This window comes from Thermoprotei archaeon, assembly GCA_038881895.1.
GTDB lineage: Archaea > Thermoproteota > Thermoprotei > Gearchaeales > WAQG01 > JAVZOV01.
On the sequence record JAVZOV010000003.1, the window covers coordinates 194,105 to 212,479 of the forward strand.

Annotated in this window: 16 protein-coding genes and 1 tRNA gene; 8 read left to right on the forward strand and 9 right to left on the reverse strand. The window is 35.3% G+C overall.

Features of this window, described 5'->3' with window-relative positions:
• Positions 1 to 6 precede the first annotated feature (6 nt).
• Positions 7 to 330, reverse strand: coding sequence for a methionine--tRNA ligase subunit beta (metG, locus tag QW128_06420; protein ID MEM3833211.1), 324 nt, complete (start codon positions 328 to 330; stop codon positions 7 to 9).
• A 342-nt stretch (positions 331 to 672) separates the two neighbouring features.
• Here metG and QW128_06425 point away from each other — a divergent pair, with 342 nt between their 5' ends.
• Together QW128_06425 and QW128_06430 are read left to right on the forward strand one after the other, a co-directional pair.
• Positions 673 to 2,013 carry an NADP-dependent malic enzyme gene (locus QW128_06425; GenBank protein MEM3833212.1) on the forward strand — a complete coding sequence of 447 codons (1,341 nt, stop codon included), beginning with the start codon at positions 673 to 675 and terminating at the stop codon, positions 2,011 to 2,013.
• 35 nt (positions 2,014 to 2,048) lie between these two features.
• Positions 2,049 to 2,528, forward strand: a complete 480-nt coding sequence (locus tag QW128_06430) for a GNAT family N-acetyltransferase (protein ID MEM3833213.1) — start codon at positions 2,049 to 2,051, stop codon at positions 2,526 to 2,528.
• Between the two features lie 53 nt (positions 2,529 to 2,581).
• Here QW128_06430 and QW128_06435 read toward each other — a convergent pair whose 3' ends face one another.
• A complete protein-coding gene (locus QW128_06435) occupies positions 2,582 to 3,151 on the reverse strand; it encodes a hypothetical protein (protein ID MEM3833214.1) in 570 nt (189 codons plus the stop codon).
• A gap of 420 nt (positions 3,152 to 3,571) precedes the next feature.
• Here QW128_06435 and QW128_06440 point away from each other — a divergent pair, with 420 nt between their 5' ends.
• Positions 3,572 to 3,928, forward strand: a complete 357-nt coding sequence (locus QW128_06440; protein ID MEM3833215.1) for a hypothetical protein — start codon at positions 3,572 to 3,574, stop codon at positions 3,926 to 3,928.
• Between the two features lie 16 nt (positions 3,929 to 3,944).
• Here the strand turns inward: QW128_06440 and QW128_06445 are convergent, their stop codons facing one another.
• The 7 genes from QW128_06445 to QW128_06475 all read right to left on the reverse strand — a co-directional run bounded on the left by QW128_06445 (position 3,945) and on the right by QW128_06475 (position 13,546).
• Complete coding sequence (locus QW128_06445; GenBank protein ID MEM3833216.1) at positions 3,945 to 4,211, reverse strand: hypothetical protein; 267 nt, start codon at positions 4,209 to 4,211, stop codon at positions 3,945 to 3,947.
• 107 nt (positions 4,212 to 4,318) lie between these two features.
• Positions 4,319 to 5,503: a transposase gene (locus QW128_06450; protein MEM3833217.1), complete on the reverse strand. Its 1,185-nt coding sequence runs from the start codon at positions 5,501 to 5,503 to the stop codon at positions 4,319 to 4,321.
• Between the two features lie 396 nt (positions 5,504 to 5,899).
• On the reverse strand, positions 5,900 to 8,515 hold the full coding sequence (locus QW128_06455; GenBank protein ID MEM3833218.1) for a glycosyltransferase family 39 protein: 2,616 nt from the start codon (positions 8,513 to 8,515) through the stop codon (positions 5,900 to 5,902).
• A 262-nt stretch (positions 8,516 to 8,777) separates the two neighbouring features.
• Positions 8,778 to 9,674 carry an ABC transporter permease gene (locus QW128_06460; GenBank protein MEM3833219.1) on the reverse strand — a complete coding sequence of 299 codons (897 nt, stop codon included), beginning with the start codon at positions 9,672 to 9,674 and terminating at the stop codon, positions 8,778 to 8,780.
• Between the two features lie 3 nt (positions 9,675 to 9,677).
• The gene (locus tag QW128_06465; protein MEM3833220.1) at positions 9,678 to 10,778 is read right to left on the reverse strand and encodes an ABC transporter permease; all 1,101 of its coding nucleotides are present in this window, start codon (positions 10,776 to 10,778) and stop codon (positions 9,678 to 9,680) included.
• Positions 10,775 to 12,295, reverse strand: coding sequence for an ABC transporter ATP-binding protein (locus QW128_06470; protein ID MEM3833221.1), 1,521 nt, complete (start codon positions 12,293 to 12,295; stop codon positions 10,775 to 10,777). The genes QW128_06465 and QW128_06470 overlap by 4 nt, the downstream gene beginning before the upstream one ends.
• Before the next feature lie 33 nt (positions 12,296 to 12,328).
• Positions 12,329 to 13,546: a BMP family ABC transporter substrate-binding protein gene (locus QW128_06475; GenBank protein MEM3833222.1), complete on the reverse strand. Its 1,218-nt coding sequence runs from the start codon at positions 13,544 to 13,546 to the stop codon at positions 12,329 to 12,331.
• A gap of 135 nt (positions 13,547 to 13,681) precedes the next feature.
• On the opposite strand from QW128_06475, the gene QW128_06480 reads away from it, so the two are divergent.
• The 5 genes from QW128_06480 (at position 13,682) to QW128_06500 (ending at position 18,363) form a co-directional block, all read left to right on the forward strand.
• Positions 13,682 to 13,812 (forward strand) — tRNA-Met (locus QW128_06480).
• Positions 13,813 to 13,936: 124 nt separating this feature from the next.
• Entirely contained in the window at positions 13,937 to 15,175 is a 1,239-nt protein-coding gene (locus QW128_06485; GenBank protein ID MEM3833223.1) for an MFS transporter, read from the forward strand.
• A 267-nt stretch (positions 15,176 to 15,442) separates the two neighbouring features.
• Positions 15,443 to 16,126, forward strand: a complete 684-nt coding sequence (locus tag QW128_06490) for a 7-cyano-7-deazaguanine synthase (GenBank protein ID MEM3833224.1) — start codon at positions 15,443 to 15,445, stop codon at positions 16,124 to 16,126.
• 126 nt (positions 16,127 to 16,252) lie between these two features.
• Positions 16,253 to 17,941, forward strand: coding sequence for a methylmalonyl-CoA mutase family protein (locus tag QW128_06495; GenBank protein MEM3833225.1), 1,689 nt, complete (start codon positions 16,253 to 16,255; stop codon positions 17,939 to 17,941).
• Entirely contained in the window at positions 17,917 to 18,363 is a 447-nt protein-coding gene (locus QW128_06500) for a cobalamin B12-binding domain-containing protein (protein ID MEM3833226.1), read from the forward strand. The genes QW128_06495 and QW128_06500 overlap by 25 nt, the downstream gene beginning before the upstream one ends.
• Positions 18,364 to 18,375: the final 12 nt, after the last annotated feature.

Genomic DNA, 18,375 nt, shown 5'->3' on the forward strand with positions numbered 1-18,375 from the left:
ATTTTTTTAATGAACCTTTGTTCCTGGTGGCGGGTCTCTTTCTACAGTTACTAAATAAACTTTTCCTTTTTCATCCTCCGCAGCAAGTATCATGCCTTGGCTTATAAGACCATGTATAGTTTTAGGTTGTAGATTATAAACGAAGACGAATTTACGGCCTATGAGCTCTTGTGGTGAATATTGATCTGCGATACCTGATATTATTTGTCTTATTTCAGAACCAAAATCAACTGATAATTTCAACAATTTTCGTGTTCCTACTATTGGCTCAGCTGCTTTGATTAATCCTACACGCAAATCAATTTTACTGAAATCATCTATTGTTATCATTCTATCATACCTCCTGTTCACAAATAATATAATACATATATAAGTATTTACTCGTGATAAAAGGATTGCAGGCTTTTACCTTTTAAAGAAGAGAAGCCAGTTTGAACGAATTCATAATCTGAAGAGTAAAAAAGAGATTATATTAATCTTTTATGTTCTCATTGTTTATCGTATTTTTTGTATTATTTTAATGAAAATGCATGATTATTTCATGTTATTTTTCTCATATAAATAATATAATATATAAATATTTTAAATATTTTACTTAACTATTTAGATAATTCTATTTATCTAAATAGATAAGTTTATTTTCTTCTTAGATTATTACTATATTTGATGTCCATGTCACAACAAAAGGAGAGAACTGAAGAACTGTACAAGCTAGCTGTTGAATATTCTAAGTTTTATGGTGGAAAAATAACAGTTGTTCCCCATGTTCCTGTACGTAGTCTTGATGATTTCTCGATTTGGTATACGCCTGGTGTTGCTGCTGTTTCACGGGCAATAGCTAAGGATCCTAATCTATCTTTCGAATTGACCAGTCGTTGGAATACTATTGCTATCGTGACTGATGGAACTAGGGTATTGGGGTTAGGGAATGTGGGACCTGAAGCTGCTATGCCTGTTATGGAGGGTAAAGCGCTCATATTTAAATATCTTGGTGGTGTGAATGCTGTGCCTATCACTCTTGGCACTAGAGATCAACAAGAGTTCTTCAATACTGTTAAAATTTTGGAGCCAGCTTTTGGTGGGTTTAATTTAGAGGACATAGAGTCACCGAAATGTTTCTTTTTACTTGATAATTTAAGGAAAACTCTTAAGGTTCCTGTATGGCATGATGATCAACAAGGCACGGCTGGAGCTACTCTTGCTGGTCTTCTTAATGCATTAAAACTTACTGGGCGTAAGATTAAGGATACGAGGGTTGTATTTTTTGGTGCTGGAGCATCTAATATAGCTACAGCAAGAGTCCTCATAACTGCAGGTTTTGATCCTGGCAATTTAATACTTATTGACACTAAAGGTATTTTGCATCCAGAGCGCGAGGATATTGATGAACTTATGTTACACAATCCATGGAAATATGAGTTTGCCATAAAAACTAATAAAGATAGAGTTAAAGGAGGACTTAGAGAGGCTCTTAAGAGTGCTGATGTATTAGTAGCTGCTTCTAAACCTGGTCCTGGAACATTTCCGAAGGAATACATAAAGGAAATGAATAAGGATCCAGTGGTGTTTGTTTTAGCGAACCCTGTTCCAGAGATTTGGCCTTGGGAAGCTAAAGAAATGGGTGCTAAAATTGTTGCTACTGGCAGATCGGATTTTCCAAATCAAGTTAACAATAGTTTAGTTTTTCCAGCTGTTTTCAGAGGTTCTCTTGATGCACGTGCTATAACTATCACTGATGAAATGATGGTCGCAGCCTCAACCGAGCTGGCTAAATTTGCTGAAGAGAAGAACATTTCAGAAGATTACATAATACCAACCATGGAGGAATGGGAAGTATATCCCAGGGTAGCAGCAACTGTTGCTCAGAAGGCTGTGGAACAGGGATTAGCCAGACGTAAAATGTCATGGCAGGAATTCCATGATAGGGCTAGAGAAATAATAGAGGAGAGTCGTCTAGTACTTTTAACATTGGTTAAGAATGGATTAATACAAATGCCGCCTGAGGTAAAATAAATAGTAGTGTTGAATAGATAAATGTGGTGGGAATTATGCGAGTAGAAAAGAAGGTAACGTTTAGAGAGGGACGAGAAGACGATATTGAAGCAATTGTTGATCTAGTTGTCAGACTTAAAAGGTTGAATGAAGAATTTGACGCATTACTTAAGGTTCGCGATGATGTACGTGAACGAACAAAAGCTTACGTTACCAATGCTATAAAAGATAAGAATAGTTTGGTATTGGTTGCTGAATATGGCAATAAAATCATAGGTTTACTAAAAGCTGATATAAAGGAACGCTTATTTAATGATCCCAGCGTAGAAGGCTATATAATAGAATTTTATATAATGCCGGAATACAGAAAACAAGGTCTTGGAACAGAATTATTACAATTGGCAATAGAAAAGTTGAGACAACGCGGAGCTCAAATAATTGCTGCAGAGTTTCCATCACAAAATAAAATTGCCGTAGAATTCTATACAAAGCAAGGTTTTAGGCCAATAATTAATGTGTATGCAAAGCAAGTTTAATTATCCTTATATTTTTTATACACTATTTATGAGAAGTTTGATGGGAATCTTAATTAAAAATTATTAAATGTCAGTTTCTTTTTTGTTTTCGGTTTATTTACCTTAAACACGATTCTTTCAAAACCATCAACTCTTTCGCCTTTATGCCCACTTATTATCAGTATGTTATTACTTAGAATATCAGTGTTATATTCTGGTTCAACTTTAACGATTTTCATGTTAGGGGGAAACATCCAGTAAACAGAGTAATCATACTCTAATGTTTCAGGCTCATAATGATTCTCGAAAGTGTTTATACCATATTTTAACGTCCCCTTAAAATTTATTATAAAAGTTATTACTGGTTTTTCAGGATCACCCCTGTGTTCAAGGTTTATAGCAACAACCACTGGTTGGGCTTGAATACCGTTGATTAAAACCTCTTCCTCGTTTAAAAAATCTTGCATGTTATTAACCAACATTTGCATCTCATCTTCATACTTGTCCTCGTTCTCTAAAATACTAAGATAATAATGCTCTGGATCATAATAATCAAATACTATAATTTGTATAAACAAACCATCATTATTTACAATGAAGAAACCTTGACCATATATGGGTGTTATATTTTTGAGATTCTTCATTAAATTGCCACCAATTACCTCAATACACAGAAACTTAAAAATTTAGTACTACCTGAAAAAGATATAGTAAGTATTACACTTCAGGTTCTATTTCAGTGTTCTTAAGTAAAGGTGAGCTTTCCTAGAAAATTTAACATATGAGAAAATCGCATCCTAGAGTTCTCTGTTTGATTTTGGAGTATTCTATGGTTAGGTCTTTTTATTCCATAAGTAGATGCACCGTATGCTATTAATGATGGAATTAGTAATATCGAACTAAAATAAAAATTGGTTAGCAGTTAAATAGAATATATTAATTAGATCCGATAATATCATAAACTAACATAATTATGTTTAACGATATAATATCGCTTCCTTTAATTTAATGCTTTTGCTTTTGTCATAGCTTAACTATATTTATTTTGAGTTGTGTATAAATTTATGACTCAGAACTACGTCTTCTATTCGGATGTTTCTAAGGATTTTTTAGCGTACAATGAAACAACAAAAGATAAGATCAAAGAAATTACAACCATTAGTAATATTCTAAGAGTGTTACCGAAGGTGGATGTTGCCGTTAAAATAGCTGCAGTTTCTGGTGCAGCAGTTGTAGATGCTATTGGTGTAAAAGTGTTTTTTGATGATTCAAATGTGGGAGATATATTTTGCATGCTGCTAAACAATAAAGGTGCTAATGATACTATGATGCCTAGGAACACTCCTATTACTATGGATATGATGAGTCTAGTCATCATCACTTGTATAATATTTCTGAATTCTTATATTTCTATGTTTTAGAACATGTTTTTAAGTATTATAGTGGTTTATTACGAAGTAATTTGATAGTCTCAAACCAAAATATTATAACACTACTTATTCCAAATATTATGGCCATAATGTTATGCGCGTCTCCTGTTTGTGGATATAGCATTAAATACATTATGATCATTGTTGAAAACCATATTGAATAGAAAAGGAAACGTGGGACTAAAAATCTACCTATCCTAGTGAAAAACCTAAGTGTTCCAATTTTTACTTCTTGGACTAATTCGTATTCTCCGTGTTCAGTTTTTCTGACCAATCTCAATTCTTCGAGTTTGCTTAGGTGATATGCTGCTATGCTGGGGCTTGAAAATTTTAATGCTCGCTGTAGCTCCCTAACACGTATGGTTTTTGAGTTTGAAAAAACTAGATACCAATAAACGAGTAACGTTTTACCGTTGTGGGATTCATAGACTTTCGTCCCTTCCCTCTCACCTCGATTATTTGAGGCTCATAGAGGGCTTTCTGGGGCAGCGGGGCTCCCCTCATCCTGAGCATGTTTAAGCACGCGGTCACGTCTCTATCGCTTTCGTAACCGCACTCACATTTCACGAGCCTATGCCCATTCGGCGCTAGTCTACCGCCACACATCGGGCATAGGCTTGAAGTGTTTTTAGGGTTGACGTATACGACTGGCAGCCGTTCAAGCTTAGCTTTGTACTCGATGTAGGATTGCAGCCTCCTGAAGTTCCATGAGTGCAATCTGCGGTTGAGGTTCCTAGAGCAGTTAATTCTTTTTCTAATTCCTTTGAGGTCCTCCATTATTACACCAACTTTATGTCGCTTGGCAAAGTCCACAATCTTTCTAGATATTTTGTGACATTCATCTTTAGCCTTGCGCTTCCTCCTACCGGAATACTTCTTAAGCAGTTCCTCAGCAGTCTTGGGCTTAAACTTCTTCAACCTTTGGATTCTTCTGATGATATTGAAGTAGGTCGTGTGGATCGTCCTCAAGTTGCTTTCAACCCTCATGACGTGTGGGTTCGTGCTTACTCCAGTGACGTTTGACTCGTTAACATCTATTGCTATCCAGTCGCTTGGATTGGACAGGTCTACGTCCTTCTTGAACGGTACGATTATCTTCGTCTCGTTTATGGTGATTTCGCCGGTCCTTAACTTCCCCTCTTTCCAAGCGTCTATGAACTTCTCTTGGTATTCACCGTACTTCAAATCTATGAAGAGAAATCTTCTGGGCTTAACGGATATTCTGATCCTATCGCCGTAGAACTTGTACAGTTGCGGGTCGAGTTGCATGAAGAGCTTTCTAGCCTCAGGTCTATCACCTTTAGCTAATCCCTTGCGCTTAAGCCTCATGAAGCTTTTGAGCATGGCTAAGGCTATTTTACATGCTGAATGGCAAAAATGTGTAGAGTAATCCCACCTCCCCTTCCACTCTTCGTAAACGCTCTTCCTAAGTTTAGCGTAAGAAGTTATCCTCCTCTCAACGGCAAAGCCTATGCAGAAGTTCACCATATCTCTGAAGTCCTCTAGGAGCCTTCTAACTTCATCGTTCGCCTCATAGGCAAATGGAACGCTGAGGACTATTTCCACAAACAGAGTATACACTAAACGTCTATAAAAATCTATCTATTTAGAAACAGTTGCCTTGCCCTTTAACCTGGATTCTATCAACGATAAATCATCAGACATTGCTAATATTAGGCTGCAGTTTTCAAATATAAAGGTTAAGGGGATAAAGCCATTCTGGTTCAGCATAAACTTTCGTTATGCAAGCCTACCTTCCTCATTTCATGGGAAGGTTTTCGAGGTGAACGGTAACACCTAAAGAAAAGAATTCTATCGCGAAATAGCTGTCTCAGGGATTAACAGTTGAATGCATAAAAAGAGATTCGTTTGGGCCTAATTGTGTTACTAATCTATAAATTTGATTTTCAGTTTTATTATTTTGTTTAATAATCATAAACTGTCATATTTTGGTTAGATATATTAGTTAATAGTGTTGTTATGTTTTGATTTATGCTTAGGTGTTAATGTTATGATTAGTGCTACTAGGATTACTATGTCTCTTAGTGCTGATAGTATTGTTGGTATGGCTGTCCTGTCTAATGGGCTTTCTGGTGTTATTTTGAAAAATGCTTGACTCCATTCTTTGTAATTGAACCATGTTATCATTACTAATGCGTTAAGTAGATCTGTCAAAATTATGAAGAGTGGGGTTATGTTTTGCGTTAAAATCATGTAAGGTAGTAGTTGTAGTGTTGTTTGTGGTGTGTATATGTAGCTTAATGAAAGAACTAATGCCATGCTTTTCCATGATAGGTCAAAAATTTTATGGTTCAATGTTGTGTATGTTTTTGATCTATAATTAAGGAAGAGCAGTGTTAATGATGTTATGATTAATGTGATTGAGATGTATTTTATGATGTCTGAATTATTAAAAAGTTCTATAAAAAATGTACCTGTTACAGTGTTCCATGCTATATTTAATGTGTTTGTAATCCATAGGTTCGTGTTAATAAGTATAAATGGTAGATTTAGAATAATAATTGTAAGTAGTATCGTAAATGCGTATTTTATCATTGATTTTTTGTCTGAAGTTGTTATTATTGCTAGTGCTGGTATTATTGAGAATGAGCTTATGTTAAATGCTAACCCAAAAAGTATTGCGCTGTTTAATAATCTATTATTCATGAAGTATCGTAAAGCCCTTATTGATAGTGCTACGGCAATGATTTCCCAGTTATAAATTGAGTATATAATCATAGTTAATGATCCTGCTAATAACAAAGTTCTCCACCAAGGTATGCTCAACTTTTCTGTGATCCAGTACAGATCTTTAAAGAGATAGTATACTGCTATGTAGATTAACAATGTATTAATGATGTAAAAGCTAAGAACTGGGTTTGGGTCAAAGCTTGATAGCGCGTATGTTATGTATATTATAATACTTGTAAGAAGTGGTTGGGATATGGAATAATTAATATACGGTATCTTATTATTTAACATGCTTTGCGCTATTGAGACTATGTCACTATAGAGGTTAAATGGTGTGAGATTTAAATTACTTGGTAAGTGTATTATAAAACTAAACGTTGTTATCATTATAGCAAAAAGTATTACGTATTCTTCCTCTACTTTTTCTGCTAATGCTTTATGTATCTTAAGTTCTAGCGGTAGTTGTATTTCTCCTTTTAAAAGTTTTATTATGATGTTTTGGTGCCATTTTAGAATTTCTGATATTCTAAATGTGTATGTTAGTTCTATGAGCGTGACTAGTAATGAACCTAAAATCACATACGCTATTGGAGAAATCATAACGGCGTAAAAACTGTAAAGTGTATGATTTCCTAGTATGTATACCGTAATGTACCCTAATAATGGAAAGATAAACCAAAATGCTGGTATTATCAAATTTTTATTATTAACTTTAGATTCTATGAATGGTGCTAAAAGTATTAGAATTAAAGCTGTGATGTATACTCCACTATTTAGTGTAGCGCCCATTGTTGGTTCAAAATGAAGATAAAACGGGTTTTCGTTAATCAACCATCCCCATGGTGTTGATGTAGGTGGTCCATTAGGTGGTCTCGATGATAAATGCCATGAAATTGCACCATAAACGCTCGAATTTAGCCATTGTTGTAACCCTAAATACCATATTATTGGTAAATTCATAATAAACCAGAGGAATAACGGTATGTATAATGAAACAAAAAGAGAATCTCGTATCATCTTTCCCTTTAATCTCATGGCAATGTATAAGGCTGGTATTAGAAATATGCCGCTCATCTTTATTGCTATAGCAAGTCCTACCATGATCGATGAAAGAATATAACGATTATTTATTGCAAAATATAATGATAGTATTGAGAAGAATGCTAACCCAATGTCAAGCAGTGCGACTGCTGTCATATTAATCATTATTGCGTCAAAGAGCGGTGCTATAAGCGTTAGTATTATTGCTAATATTTTAGCTATAGGATTCACTAACATTTTCGTGAGTTGTAAGACTATAAGAAATGCAATCACTATTGAACTAACACCCATTATAAGACTTGGGATCCTCCAACTTAATGGATTATCTCCTAAAGTTATCATCGATGCTCCTAATAAATATTTAAAAAGTGGTGGATGCTCATAATTCATATAATTTTCAATATTCGAAACATCTGGATATGGATAACCTCCCTGAATAAAAACTACACCAGATAATGATGAAAACTCGTTTATGCTTACATTTCCAGGTATTTTTATACCTATTCCCGGAAATTGTGTATAAATTTTAGTTATATTGCCATGTAGTGTACTGGCTATGTTTTGAACAGGTATCTCATTTTTTTGCTCTTCTGACATATTAGAGAAGATAATAGTGTAATAGGCATATCCTTGCGCATCTACATATTTGGGTTGTAATCCAAAGATTGTACGAAGAATATTTCTCGCAGAATTCACATACCAGACTTCATCGCTTACATACTCTCTCATATTATTATTAGAGACAAGTTCGTATGTTCGATAAGCATAAATTGTTATTAATAACAAAAAAATTATTACAATTATATATCGATTATATCTGGATAATAATTGCATTCCAGTTCTCATGAATACATGTTATACGCGCCTAAATATTAATCTAAAGATTGGAACACTTATACTTTAAACTTAGAAACTTTAAAGAGAACTCTTGAGAGAATATGTTATCATATTTCATATAGTGATGAACCGTTGTCGGATAGTTAACATTTTATTACTATCCGTTCCACCTCAGCTTTAAAGACTTCATAGGTGGCTTTCGCCGCCAACGGTAAAGAAAGAAAATGTGTGAGACATCATCTTTGAATGCTGGAACTGCTTTTTTGGAGGTTTATTCTCGTGTGTATGGTTTACCGAGTGCTGCTGGTGGTTTAGCTTTTCCAGCATATCCAGCCGCTACCAATAATGTTGCAATGTAAGGAAGCATACCAAGAAATTGATCCGGTATTATTCCACTAGGTATTGAGAGTGAAAAAGCATAAAGAAAGCCGAATATGACACCACCAACTATAAGTCTTAGTGGGTTCCAATTAGAGAATACTACTAATGCAAGCGCTATGAATCCTCTACCACCAGATATATCCCGTGTGTATTGGTTTAGCCAATCTATTCCCATAAATATTCCTCCCATGGTTGCTAATGTTGCACCTATGATTGTTGCGATCGTTCTTACTTTGTATATGTTTATACCTGCTGATTCTGCAACTTCAGGGTTTTCTCCTACCGCTTTAACTCTTAAACCAATTGATGTATACTTGAAAATATACCATGTTATTATGCTAAGTAATATTGTCAGGGGAATTAATGGACTTACACCCCATAATTTTGGCATCATCGATGATGATGGTAGGTATGGGCTATTAGCAAATGTGCCCCATGTGAAGTAAAGCACTATTACACCAAACCCGTAAGCAAAGAGATTTAGCCCGATACCTGTTACAATTTGATCACCTTTTAAGTAGATAACTATTATTGCATATACTATACCTGATAGTATACCAGTTAATATTCCTGCTAACAGTGCAATTACAACACTACTTGAGAGTATTCCAAAAAACACTGAAGAGAGTGCACCTAATATTATTAATCCTTCAAGACCTATATTAACGATTCCTGAGCGTTCTGCTATTATTTCACCTAATGCTGCTATTGTTATTGGTACCATGAATTTAAGCATGTTTAAGTAAAAAACTGATGAGAAGAATATTGACGTAATGTCTACTGGCATTATTTATCTCCTCCATTTTTTGATTAAACTTATCATGGATGGTATTGCAGAGAACATTATTATAGCACCTTGCACTGCTATGCCTAATTCTAATGGAACTCCAGTTTTCCCTCCTACAGATGTGATAGCTTGCACATTTACAATTCCTGATTTTAGCATAGCAAAAAACAATGATGATAATATTATTCCTATTGGGTGATTCCTGCCTATTAATGATACAGCAATTCCGTCAAACCCTAAATTTTTAACTACATTAAGACCAGTGTCAATGTTACCAAATCGTCCTAGTACTTCTAATGAACCAGCTAAACCGGCAGTGCCGCCGCTTAAAAACATAGCAATTATTATTGTTCTCTTCACATTTATACCACCATATTCGCTTGCTGAGGGGTTTATTCCTACTGTTCTTATATTATATCCAATAATAGTTCTCCAAAGTATTATGTAGAATAATATTGCAACTAATAAAGAAATAAAAAATGTGTATGATAATGTTGTACCAGCAAATAATGGTAGTATTTTGGCAGAGTCGCTAATCGTTGGGGTTTCGTATGGCCTTGATGGGTTATAGAAATAATAAGTTGTAAGATAATTTACTAAATAGAATGCAACCCAATTTAGCATGATTGTAGAGATGACTTCGTTGACACCTCGCGAAATTCGCAACCATCCTGAAATTACTCCATAAAAACCACCTGATAACACTGAAGCAGAAATTATTATAATAGGATGAAGTATTATAGGAAATCTTAAATAATAACCTGCAAGAACTGTTATAAACGCTCCTAAATACATTTGACCTTCAGCACCTATATTGAAAAGCGATGCTCGTGCAGCAATTGCAAACGATAATCCTGTGAGAATAAGTGGCGTCATATAACTAAGAGTGTTTAGCGTTGAGCCAGTAGTTCCAAATGCACCTACGAACATGCCTTCATAAAATAATAACGGGCTGAAACCTGCGAAGTAAATTATTATACCACCGACAAGAAATCCAGCCAATAATGATATTAGAGATTCAAATAATAATTGTAAATAAGAACGACTTTCAGGAAATCGTTTAGTTATAACGTTTAAGACTGATATGATGCTCGTTTGTTTCATCTCTTAATCCCACCCATTAGAAGTCCTAACTTTTCTTCAGTTATTTCATTCGGATTAACTATATCTAAAAATTGCCCATTATACATTATAGCCATTCGATCGCTTAAAGATAAGACTTCATCTAAATCGGCGGACACTAATAAAATAGCTTTTCCTTGATTTCTCATTTCAATAAGGAGATTTCTTATATATTCTGTAGCAGCTATGTCAAGTCCTCGTGTAGGTTGAGAGGCAATGATCACAGAAGGATTCTTCATAAGTTCACGACCAACTATTAATTTTTGTTGCATACCACCACTCAAATGTTTTGCTAAAATTTTTAGATTTGATACATCAATGTTAAATTCTTCAGCTATTTTCTTAGCCCACTTATTAATTTGCTGAGCTTGCAGTAAACCAAATTTATTTGAAAATTTAGCCTGCAATCCTAGAATAGAATTCTCATTAAACGGTAAATCAAGAATGAGCCCTCTCTTATGTCTATCCTCAGGTATATGTGCTAATCCCATCTCATAAAGTTTTGTGGGATGATATCCTGTTATTTTTTCTCCCTTTAAATATATATCACCCTTTAAAGAACTTCTAAGTCCTGTTATTGCCTCTACTAGCTCACTTTGACCATTACCTTCTATTCCTGCTATACCAAAAATTTCACCACTGTTAATTGTGAAAGAAACACCTTTTACCATTATTTCGCCCTGATCATTACTAACGTAAAGATCTTCAACCTTGAGTACAGGTTCCATGTTATTACTAACTCTTTTATTGCTGGGCCTTAAAATTTCATGACCAACCATCATAATTGCTAACTTCTCAGCAGTAATATTATTTGTCTCTACAACACCGACAACGCGTCCCTTACGCAGTACTGTTATCCTATCAGTAATTTCTAATGCCTCTTTTAATTTATGGGAAATAAATATTATTGTTTTCCCTTGAGCTTTTAATTGTCTAAGAAATTTAAATAACTCACGAGTTTCTAGAGGAGTTAGAACTGAAGTGGGTTCATCTAAAATTATTATGTCAACGCCTCTATACAATAATTTTAATATTTCAATTCGTTGTCTGACACCTATTGGCAAAGATTCTACTATAGCATCAAGATCAACTTTAAGTCCTGTATTAATCATTAAATCCTCAAGTTTAGTATATACATCTTTACGATCAAGAACAATACCACTTTTAATTGGTTCATAACCTAATATTATATTATCAAGAGCTGTAAAGGTTGGTATAAGCATGAAATGTTGATGAACCATACCAATACCTTCTCTCATAGCATCCCTAGGAGAATTAAAGCGTATCAACTTATTCCTAATGTAAATAGTTCCTTGTGTAGGTGCTATTTTTCCAAATAGTATGTTCATTAATGTAGTTTTTCCAGCACCATTTTCACCTAGAAGACCGTGAATCTCACCATGACGAACACTAAAATCAACACCTCTGAGAGCAATAACTCCACCAGAATAAATCTTTACAATATTTTTCATTTCAATAATATTATCATATTTTGACATTTTTATCACAAAAAATAAAAAGGATATTTTAAATTAACCTGTCGCTCCATAACGAATCCTAATTGCTTGTATTTCATCATGTGTTGTTGGAAGAGGTATGTTTATCTGACCAGATTTAATTTTAGCCTCTAACTCACTAATTGTTTGCCACACTGTAGAATTTATTGATTTTCTCATCATGTCATATTTTGCAATGATATTTTCTGGTGTATCAGGTAAGCTTGCACCTAGCTCTTTAGCAATATCTATGAACTGTACTAGATCATTTCTATCGCTCATTTTTACACCTCCTTCTTTAAGACCTAAAAATTGTATTCCCCCAGTAAAGTTACCATAAACTGAATCTCTTATTGCATAATAAACACCATTATCAACTCTCTTCATCATACTAGCAATTACGAAACCTGGATGTATCCAATCCTGATCAGCATCAACACCAATGCCAAAAGGTGGGCCAATTTGCTTTCCATAACGAACACCATAATCATACACAGCATCCAGCATACCTTTACCAGTAAGACCCGCGACATTATATACAACATCAACACCTTGTGCTAAAAATCCTTCTGTTACAGTTTTTCCAACATCCGCACTTGTGAACGTATTAGTATACTTGTAAAGAATTGTAATTTTTTTATGAGTAAGATTAGCAGCATAATTTATACCCCAATAATAGCCAGCTTCAAACCTCCAAAGCACGGGTATTTCAATACCTAACACAACACCCACTTTATTAGTTTGCGTTATTAATCCTGCTAATGCCCCAACTAAAGCTGAACCCTCATTTTCTTTAAACAAAATGGACCTTACATTAGGCTTATTCACAACTGAATCTATTATAGCAAACTTTTGATTTGGAAACTCCGAAGCTGTTTGGTTAAGAGCATCAGTCATTAAAAACCCTATACATATTATTAATGCATAATCACCAGAGCTTGCAAGCAGTCTCAAATTGGGCACATAATCTGCTTGAGACCTAGATTGTAAATAAGTGATACTTACATTAAAATCGCGTTTAGCTCTTTCAGCACCAAGCCATGCCATATCATTAAAACTTAAATCGCCTCTACCACCTATATCAAAAATAACACCAATTTTTATCTGTTTTTTCGTAGTAGTTGTGGTTGTAGTTGGTGTAGTAGTTGTAGGGGGTGAAAGCAATTGTGCTCCATAAATCGCAGCAACAACAGCTATTATTACTATTACAACAATAATTGTGCCTGTCATTTTAGAAATTGCAACATTTCTCATCGCTGCTCAACTACTCTATAAAATTAAACGGTAATAAAGCTTTCTTTTATAATGATTATCAAGGTTAAATATCCCTTATTATCATAGCTCTCTAAAAAAAGATTTATACAGTACGCTTTTTTATTAGTTTATAGTGCCGGGGTCGCCTAGAGGAAAATTACCGGGAAGCCTGGCCAGGGCGCCGGACTCATAATGTTATGAGAGGGGTACGGCGTCCACCATGAGAGATCCGGTCTCCCCGAGTTCAAATCTCGGCCCCGGCACCACTAAAATGAATAATAGCGTTAACTTCAACATGCCATATGTTTTTAGAAATTCTATTCTTGTGAACAGGATGAATTTGCGTATAAAAATATATGATGGAATGTTTTTATAGTGAGGTGAACTGATGTGGGATTTCGTGATTTAGGTAAAGGGATGCTCATGGTGTTTATCTTTTTATCGCTAACTTCACTTTTTGCTGATATGACTTATGAGGGTGCTAGGTCGATTTTTGGTTCGTATATGGAGGTTCTTGGCGCTACAGCGCTGTTTGCTAGTCTGGCTAGTGTTGGTGAGTTTTTGGGATATATTATGAGGTTTGTTAGCGGTGTTCTTGCTGGTTATCTTAAATCAAGTAAAAGCTATTGGGGATTAACCTTTGCAGGTTATATATTGAACTTGGTTGCTGTTCCATTGTTGGCTTTTTCTGGTCAGTGGCAAATAGCAGTGATTCTTATTTTTCTCGAAAGAATGGGTAAAGGGTTGAGGACGCCAAGTAGGGACGTTATATTAGCTGAGGTGACTGAGAAAATTGGTAAAGGCAAAGCTTTTGGCCTTCATGAAGCTTTGGATCAAGCTGGAGCGGTATTAGGTCCTCTTATTGTTTCTGCATCACTTTTTGTGACTGGTTCAAGTTATCTTGTTGCGTTCTTATTGTTAGCCTTTCCTGCTGGTGCTTCTATTATTTTTCTTTTCAATGCTTATATGAAATATCCGAGTATAAAGGCTGCAGAGAAGGCAGTTCCAGTTTTTGAAAGTAGATCTGCTCTTAATGATGTTTTTTGGTTATATACAATATCTATGTCGTTTGTTGCTCTTGGATTTATGCACTGGATTAATGTCTCGTATTATTTTAAAGCGGAGGGTGTTATTCCAGATTATATGATTGCTGTAATGTATCTTATTGCAATGCTTGTTGATGGTCTTTTGGCTTTTCCGATAGGGTTGATTTATGATAAGTTTGGGATTGTTTCTCTTCTTTTAACACCATTGTTTTCAGTTTTAGTTGTTCCATTAATTCTCATGAATACTTTTGTTTCGGCCTTGTTTTCTAGTATCTTCTGGGGTACTGTTATGGGTATTTATGAGAGTACTGCGAGAGCTGCTATTGCTGATATTGTACCACAAGAAGGAAGAGCTTATGGTTATGGCATATTCGGTGCATTTTACGGTGTGGCATGGATGCTCGGGTCGATAATCTACGGGTATCTTTATGAGAGTTTTATTCAGTACATGACCTTGTTTGCAATAATTATTGAATTGCTGGCATTTATTATTTTAATAATTACAGTAAAAAGATTTAAGGAATCAAAGAGTAAACAGAATTATGCCTTAAAAAACAGTTTCAAAATAGATGGAGTTAAATAGACATAAGTCGTAATATTTTCTTGATGGAGAAGCTTTACACTCTCAAAGAGGCAGCGTTTAGCTGTCTTTGTCAGTATTTTCAGAGCAGATAGGTTTAAATATGGTTTGCTCATACGTTTTAGTGTCCCCTCTGCTCTGGAAGCATGGCTTCCTATGGGGATGGGTGGGCTGGGGGTTGACCTTCGAATGTGGGGATGTCGGGTTTACCCCGAAAGCCCTCGATGAGCTAATCGAGAGGGAAGGGTTGAGTAGAGGTGATAAAACACTATGAATCTCTACTTAACTCAGAACCCAAGTGAAAGGGTCGCTATTGTTTTATTTTCTGGAGGGTTAGATTCTACTGTTGCCCTTTGGTGGGCTTTAAAGAAGAATTTTTACGTTATTCCTTTAATGATCGATACAGGTAGTCGGGTTAAAAGTGAGAAAGAGCACGCTATGATGATATTGAGCACAGCTGGTATTAAAAATTTTATAAATGTTAATTTAGATTTCGTGAAAGATTTGTTTGATCTCAGTTTGAATGGTATCATTCCTTATAATTTGAATGCTATAAAGTCGCCTGCTTACATACCTGCTAAAAACTTGATTTTTTACTCTATTGCAGTTTATTATGCGGAGATATACAATGCAAAGTATATTATCGGTGGTCATAATGCTGATGATAGCGATTTTTTTCCTGACGCCACCCCTGAGTTCTTTCGTTTTTTAAACAAGATTATCGATATAGGAACGTTTGCCAAGGGTAAGATAAAGATTGTTCAACCGCTGATTAGGTTATCAAAAGCTGATATCGTAAAGCTGGGTGCAAAATTAGGTGCTCCATTAGACATGACATGGAGTTGTCAAAAGAATGATGATGTTCAATGTGGAGTATGCGGATCGTGTGAGCTCAGAAGGAAAGCATTCAAAGATGCAAACATACCAGATTTAACTGAATATAAAATTTATTAATATTTTATTTCTATATAATAAAAATCATTACGATAAAGAAATATGTCAGGAATTTTTAAGTAATATTCAGTATTTTTTAGAAACATTTATATCTAAAAAGATTATAATAAAAAAGTGGATCTGATCATGTCTTTGTTCAATGAAGACGCTTTGAATGAAATTAAGAAGAGACTAAAAGCGTGGGAGGAGGAAACTATAAAAAATGATCTCATTAAATATCCTGAGCGTCTTCCTGAATTTAAGAATATATCAGGTATATTATTAAAGCGGTTTTATACACCAGCTGATATTGAAAATTATGATTATTTTGAGAAATTAGGTTTTCCAGGAGAGTATCCTTTCACGCGGGGAATACATGCAACCATGTATCGCGGAAGAATTTGGACTATGAGAATGTTTTCGGGTTATGGTAGTCCAGAATATACTAACGAAAGATTGAAATTCTTATTAAAGCATGGTGAAACTGGATTAAGCTTAGCTTTTGATTTCCCTACACTTTTAGGTCTTGATGCTGATGATCCGTTATCCCATGGAGAGGTAGGTGTTGTGGGCGTGTCTGTGAGTTCTTTAAAGGATATGGAGGTTATTTTTGATGGCATTCCCATGGATCAGGTCACCACTAACATGACTATTAACCCACCCGCTCCCATTTTACTTTCATTCTATATAGTGACTGCTGAAAAGCAAGGTGTAAAGCCTGATCAAATTGGTGGGACAACTCAAAACGATAACCTTAAAGAGTTCTTTGCGCAAAAAAGCTATGTGTTTCCTCCAGAGGCAGGTTTAAAAATTAGCCTTGATGTGATCGAATATAGTGCTAAGTATTTGCCAAAATGGAATCCAATAAGCATAAGCGGCTATCATATAAGAGAAGCTGGAGGAACAGCTCTTCAAGAATTAGCATTCACAATTGCTGATGGTATTGAATATGTGCGTGTAGGTATAGAAAGGGGTATGGATGTTGATGTGTTTGCTCCTAGGTTGAGTTTCTTTTTCGCTGCAGGTACTGACTTGTTTGAGGAGGTTGCTAAGTTCAGGGCGGCGAGAAGAATGTGGGCAAAAATAATGAAAGAACGATTCAACGCTAAAAAGCCGAGAAGTATGTGGATGAGATTTCATACTCAAACGTCTGGAGTTACACTTACTGCTCAACAACCAGAGAACAATATTATCAGAGTTGCAATACAAGCCTTAGCCGCTGTTCTTGGGGGAACACAAAGTTTGCACACGAATTCATTTGATGAAGCGTGGGCTTTACCTTCTGAGAAGGCAGTTAAGATTGCTCTGAGAACGCAACAAGTATTAGCTTATGAATCTGGCTCTGCTGATGTTGTGGATCCTTTAGCAGGTAGTTATTATGTTGAATGGTTAACGGATAAAATGGAGGAGGAGGCATGGAAAATTATAGATCGTATAGAGAAGATTGGCGGTATGGTAGAGGCTATTAAAAGAGGTATTCCGCAACGTGAAATAAACGATAGTGCTTATAAATTCCAAAAGGATGTTGAGGAAAAACGAAGAATTATTGTTGGTGTTAATGCTTTTGTTGAGGAGGAAAAGCTGGAAATACCGTTGCTTAGGTTTAACCAAGAGGAAGTGGAAAAGCATCAGATAGAGAGATTAAGAAAAGTAAAGGAGACAAGGAATAAGGCTTCAGTCGAGTGGAGTTTACGGGAGTTAAAATCTGCTGCTCAGAGAAATGAGAATGTGATACCGTATATTATTAAAGCTGTTAGAGTTTATGCTACTTTAGGTGAAATTATGGGTACATTGAAGGAGGTTTATGGAGAATGGGTAGAAACGCCTCTCTTTTAAGCACTCAAACTGAGTTAGCTCCTAAACGTCGTATTAAAGTATTAGTTGCTAAGCTGGGTTTAGATGGTCATGATAGGGGCGCTAAGGTAGTTGCTAGAGCATTAAAAGATGCTGGTATGGAGGTTGTATATACTGGAATCAGACAAACACCTGAGCAGGTTGTAAATGCAGCAATCCAAGAAGATGTCGATGCTATAGGTATAAGCATATTGAGCGGTGCTCATATGGCATTAATACCAAGGGTTATGCAAATGTTAAAAGAGAAGGGAATTGATGATATTTTAGTTACTGTGGGTGGCACGATACCAACTGATGACATAGTAAAGCTAAAAAGTATAGGTGTTGCTGAAGTTTTTATTCCTGGCACGCCTCTTTCAGAAATTATAGAATTCATTAAGAATAACGTTAAAAGGAAACAATAAAAATTTTCTTGA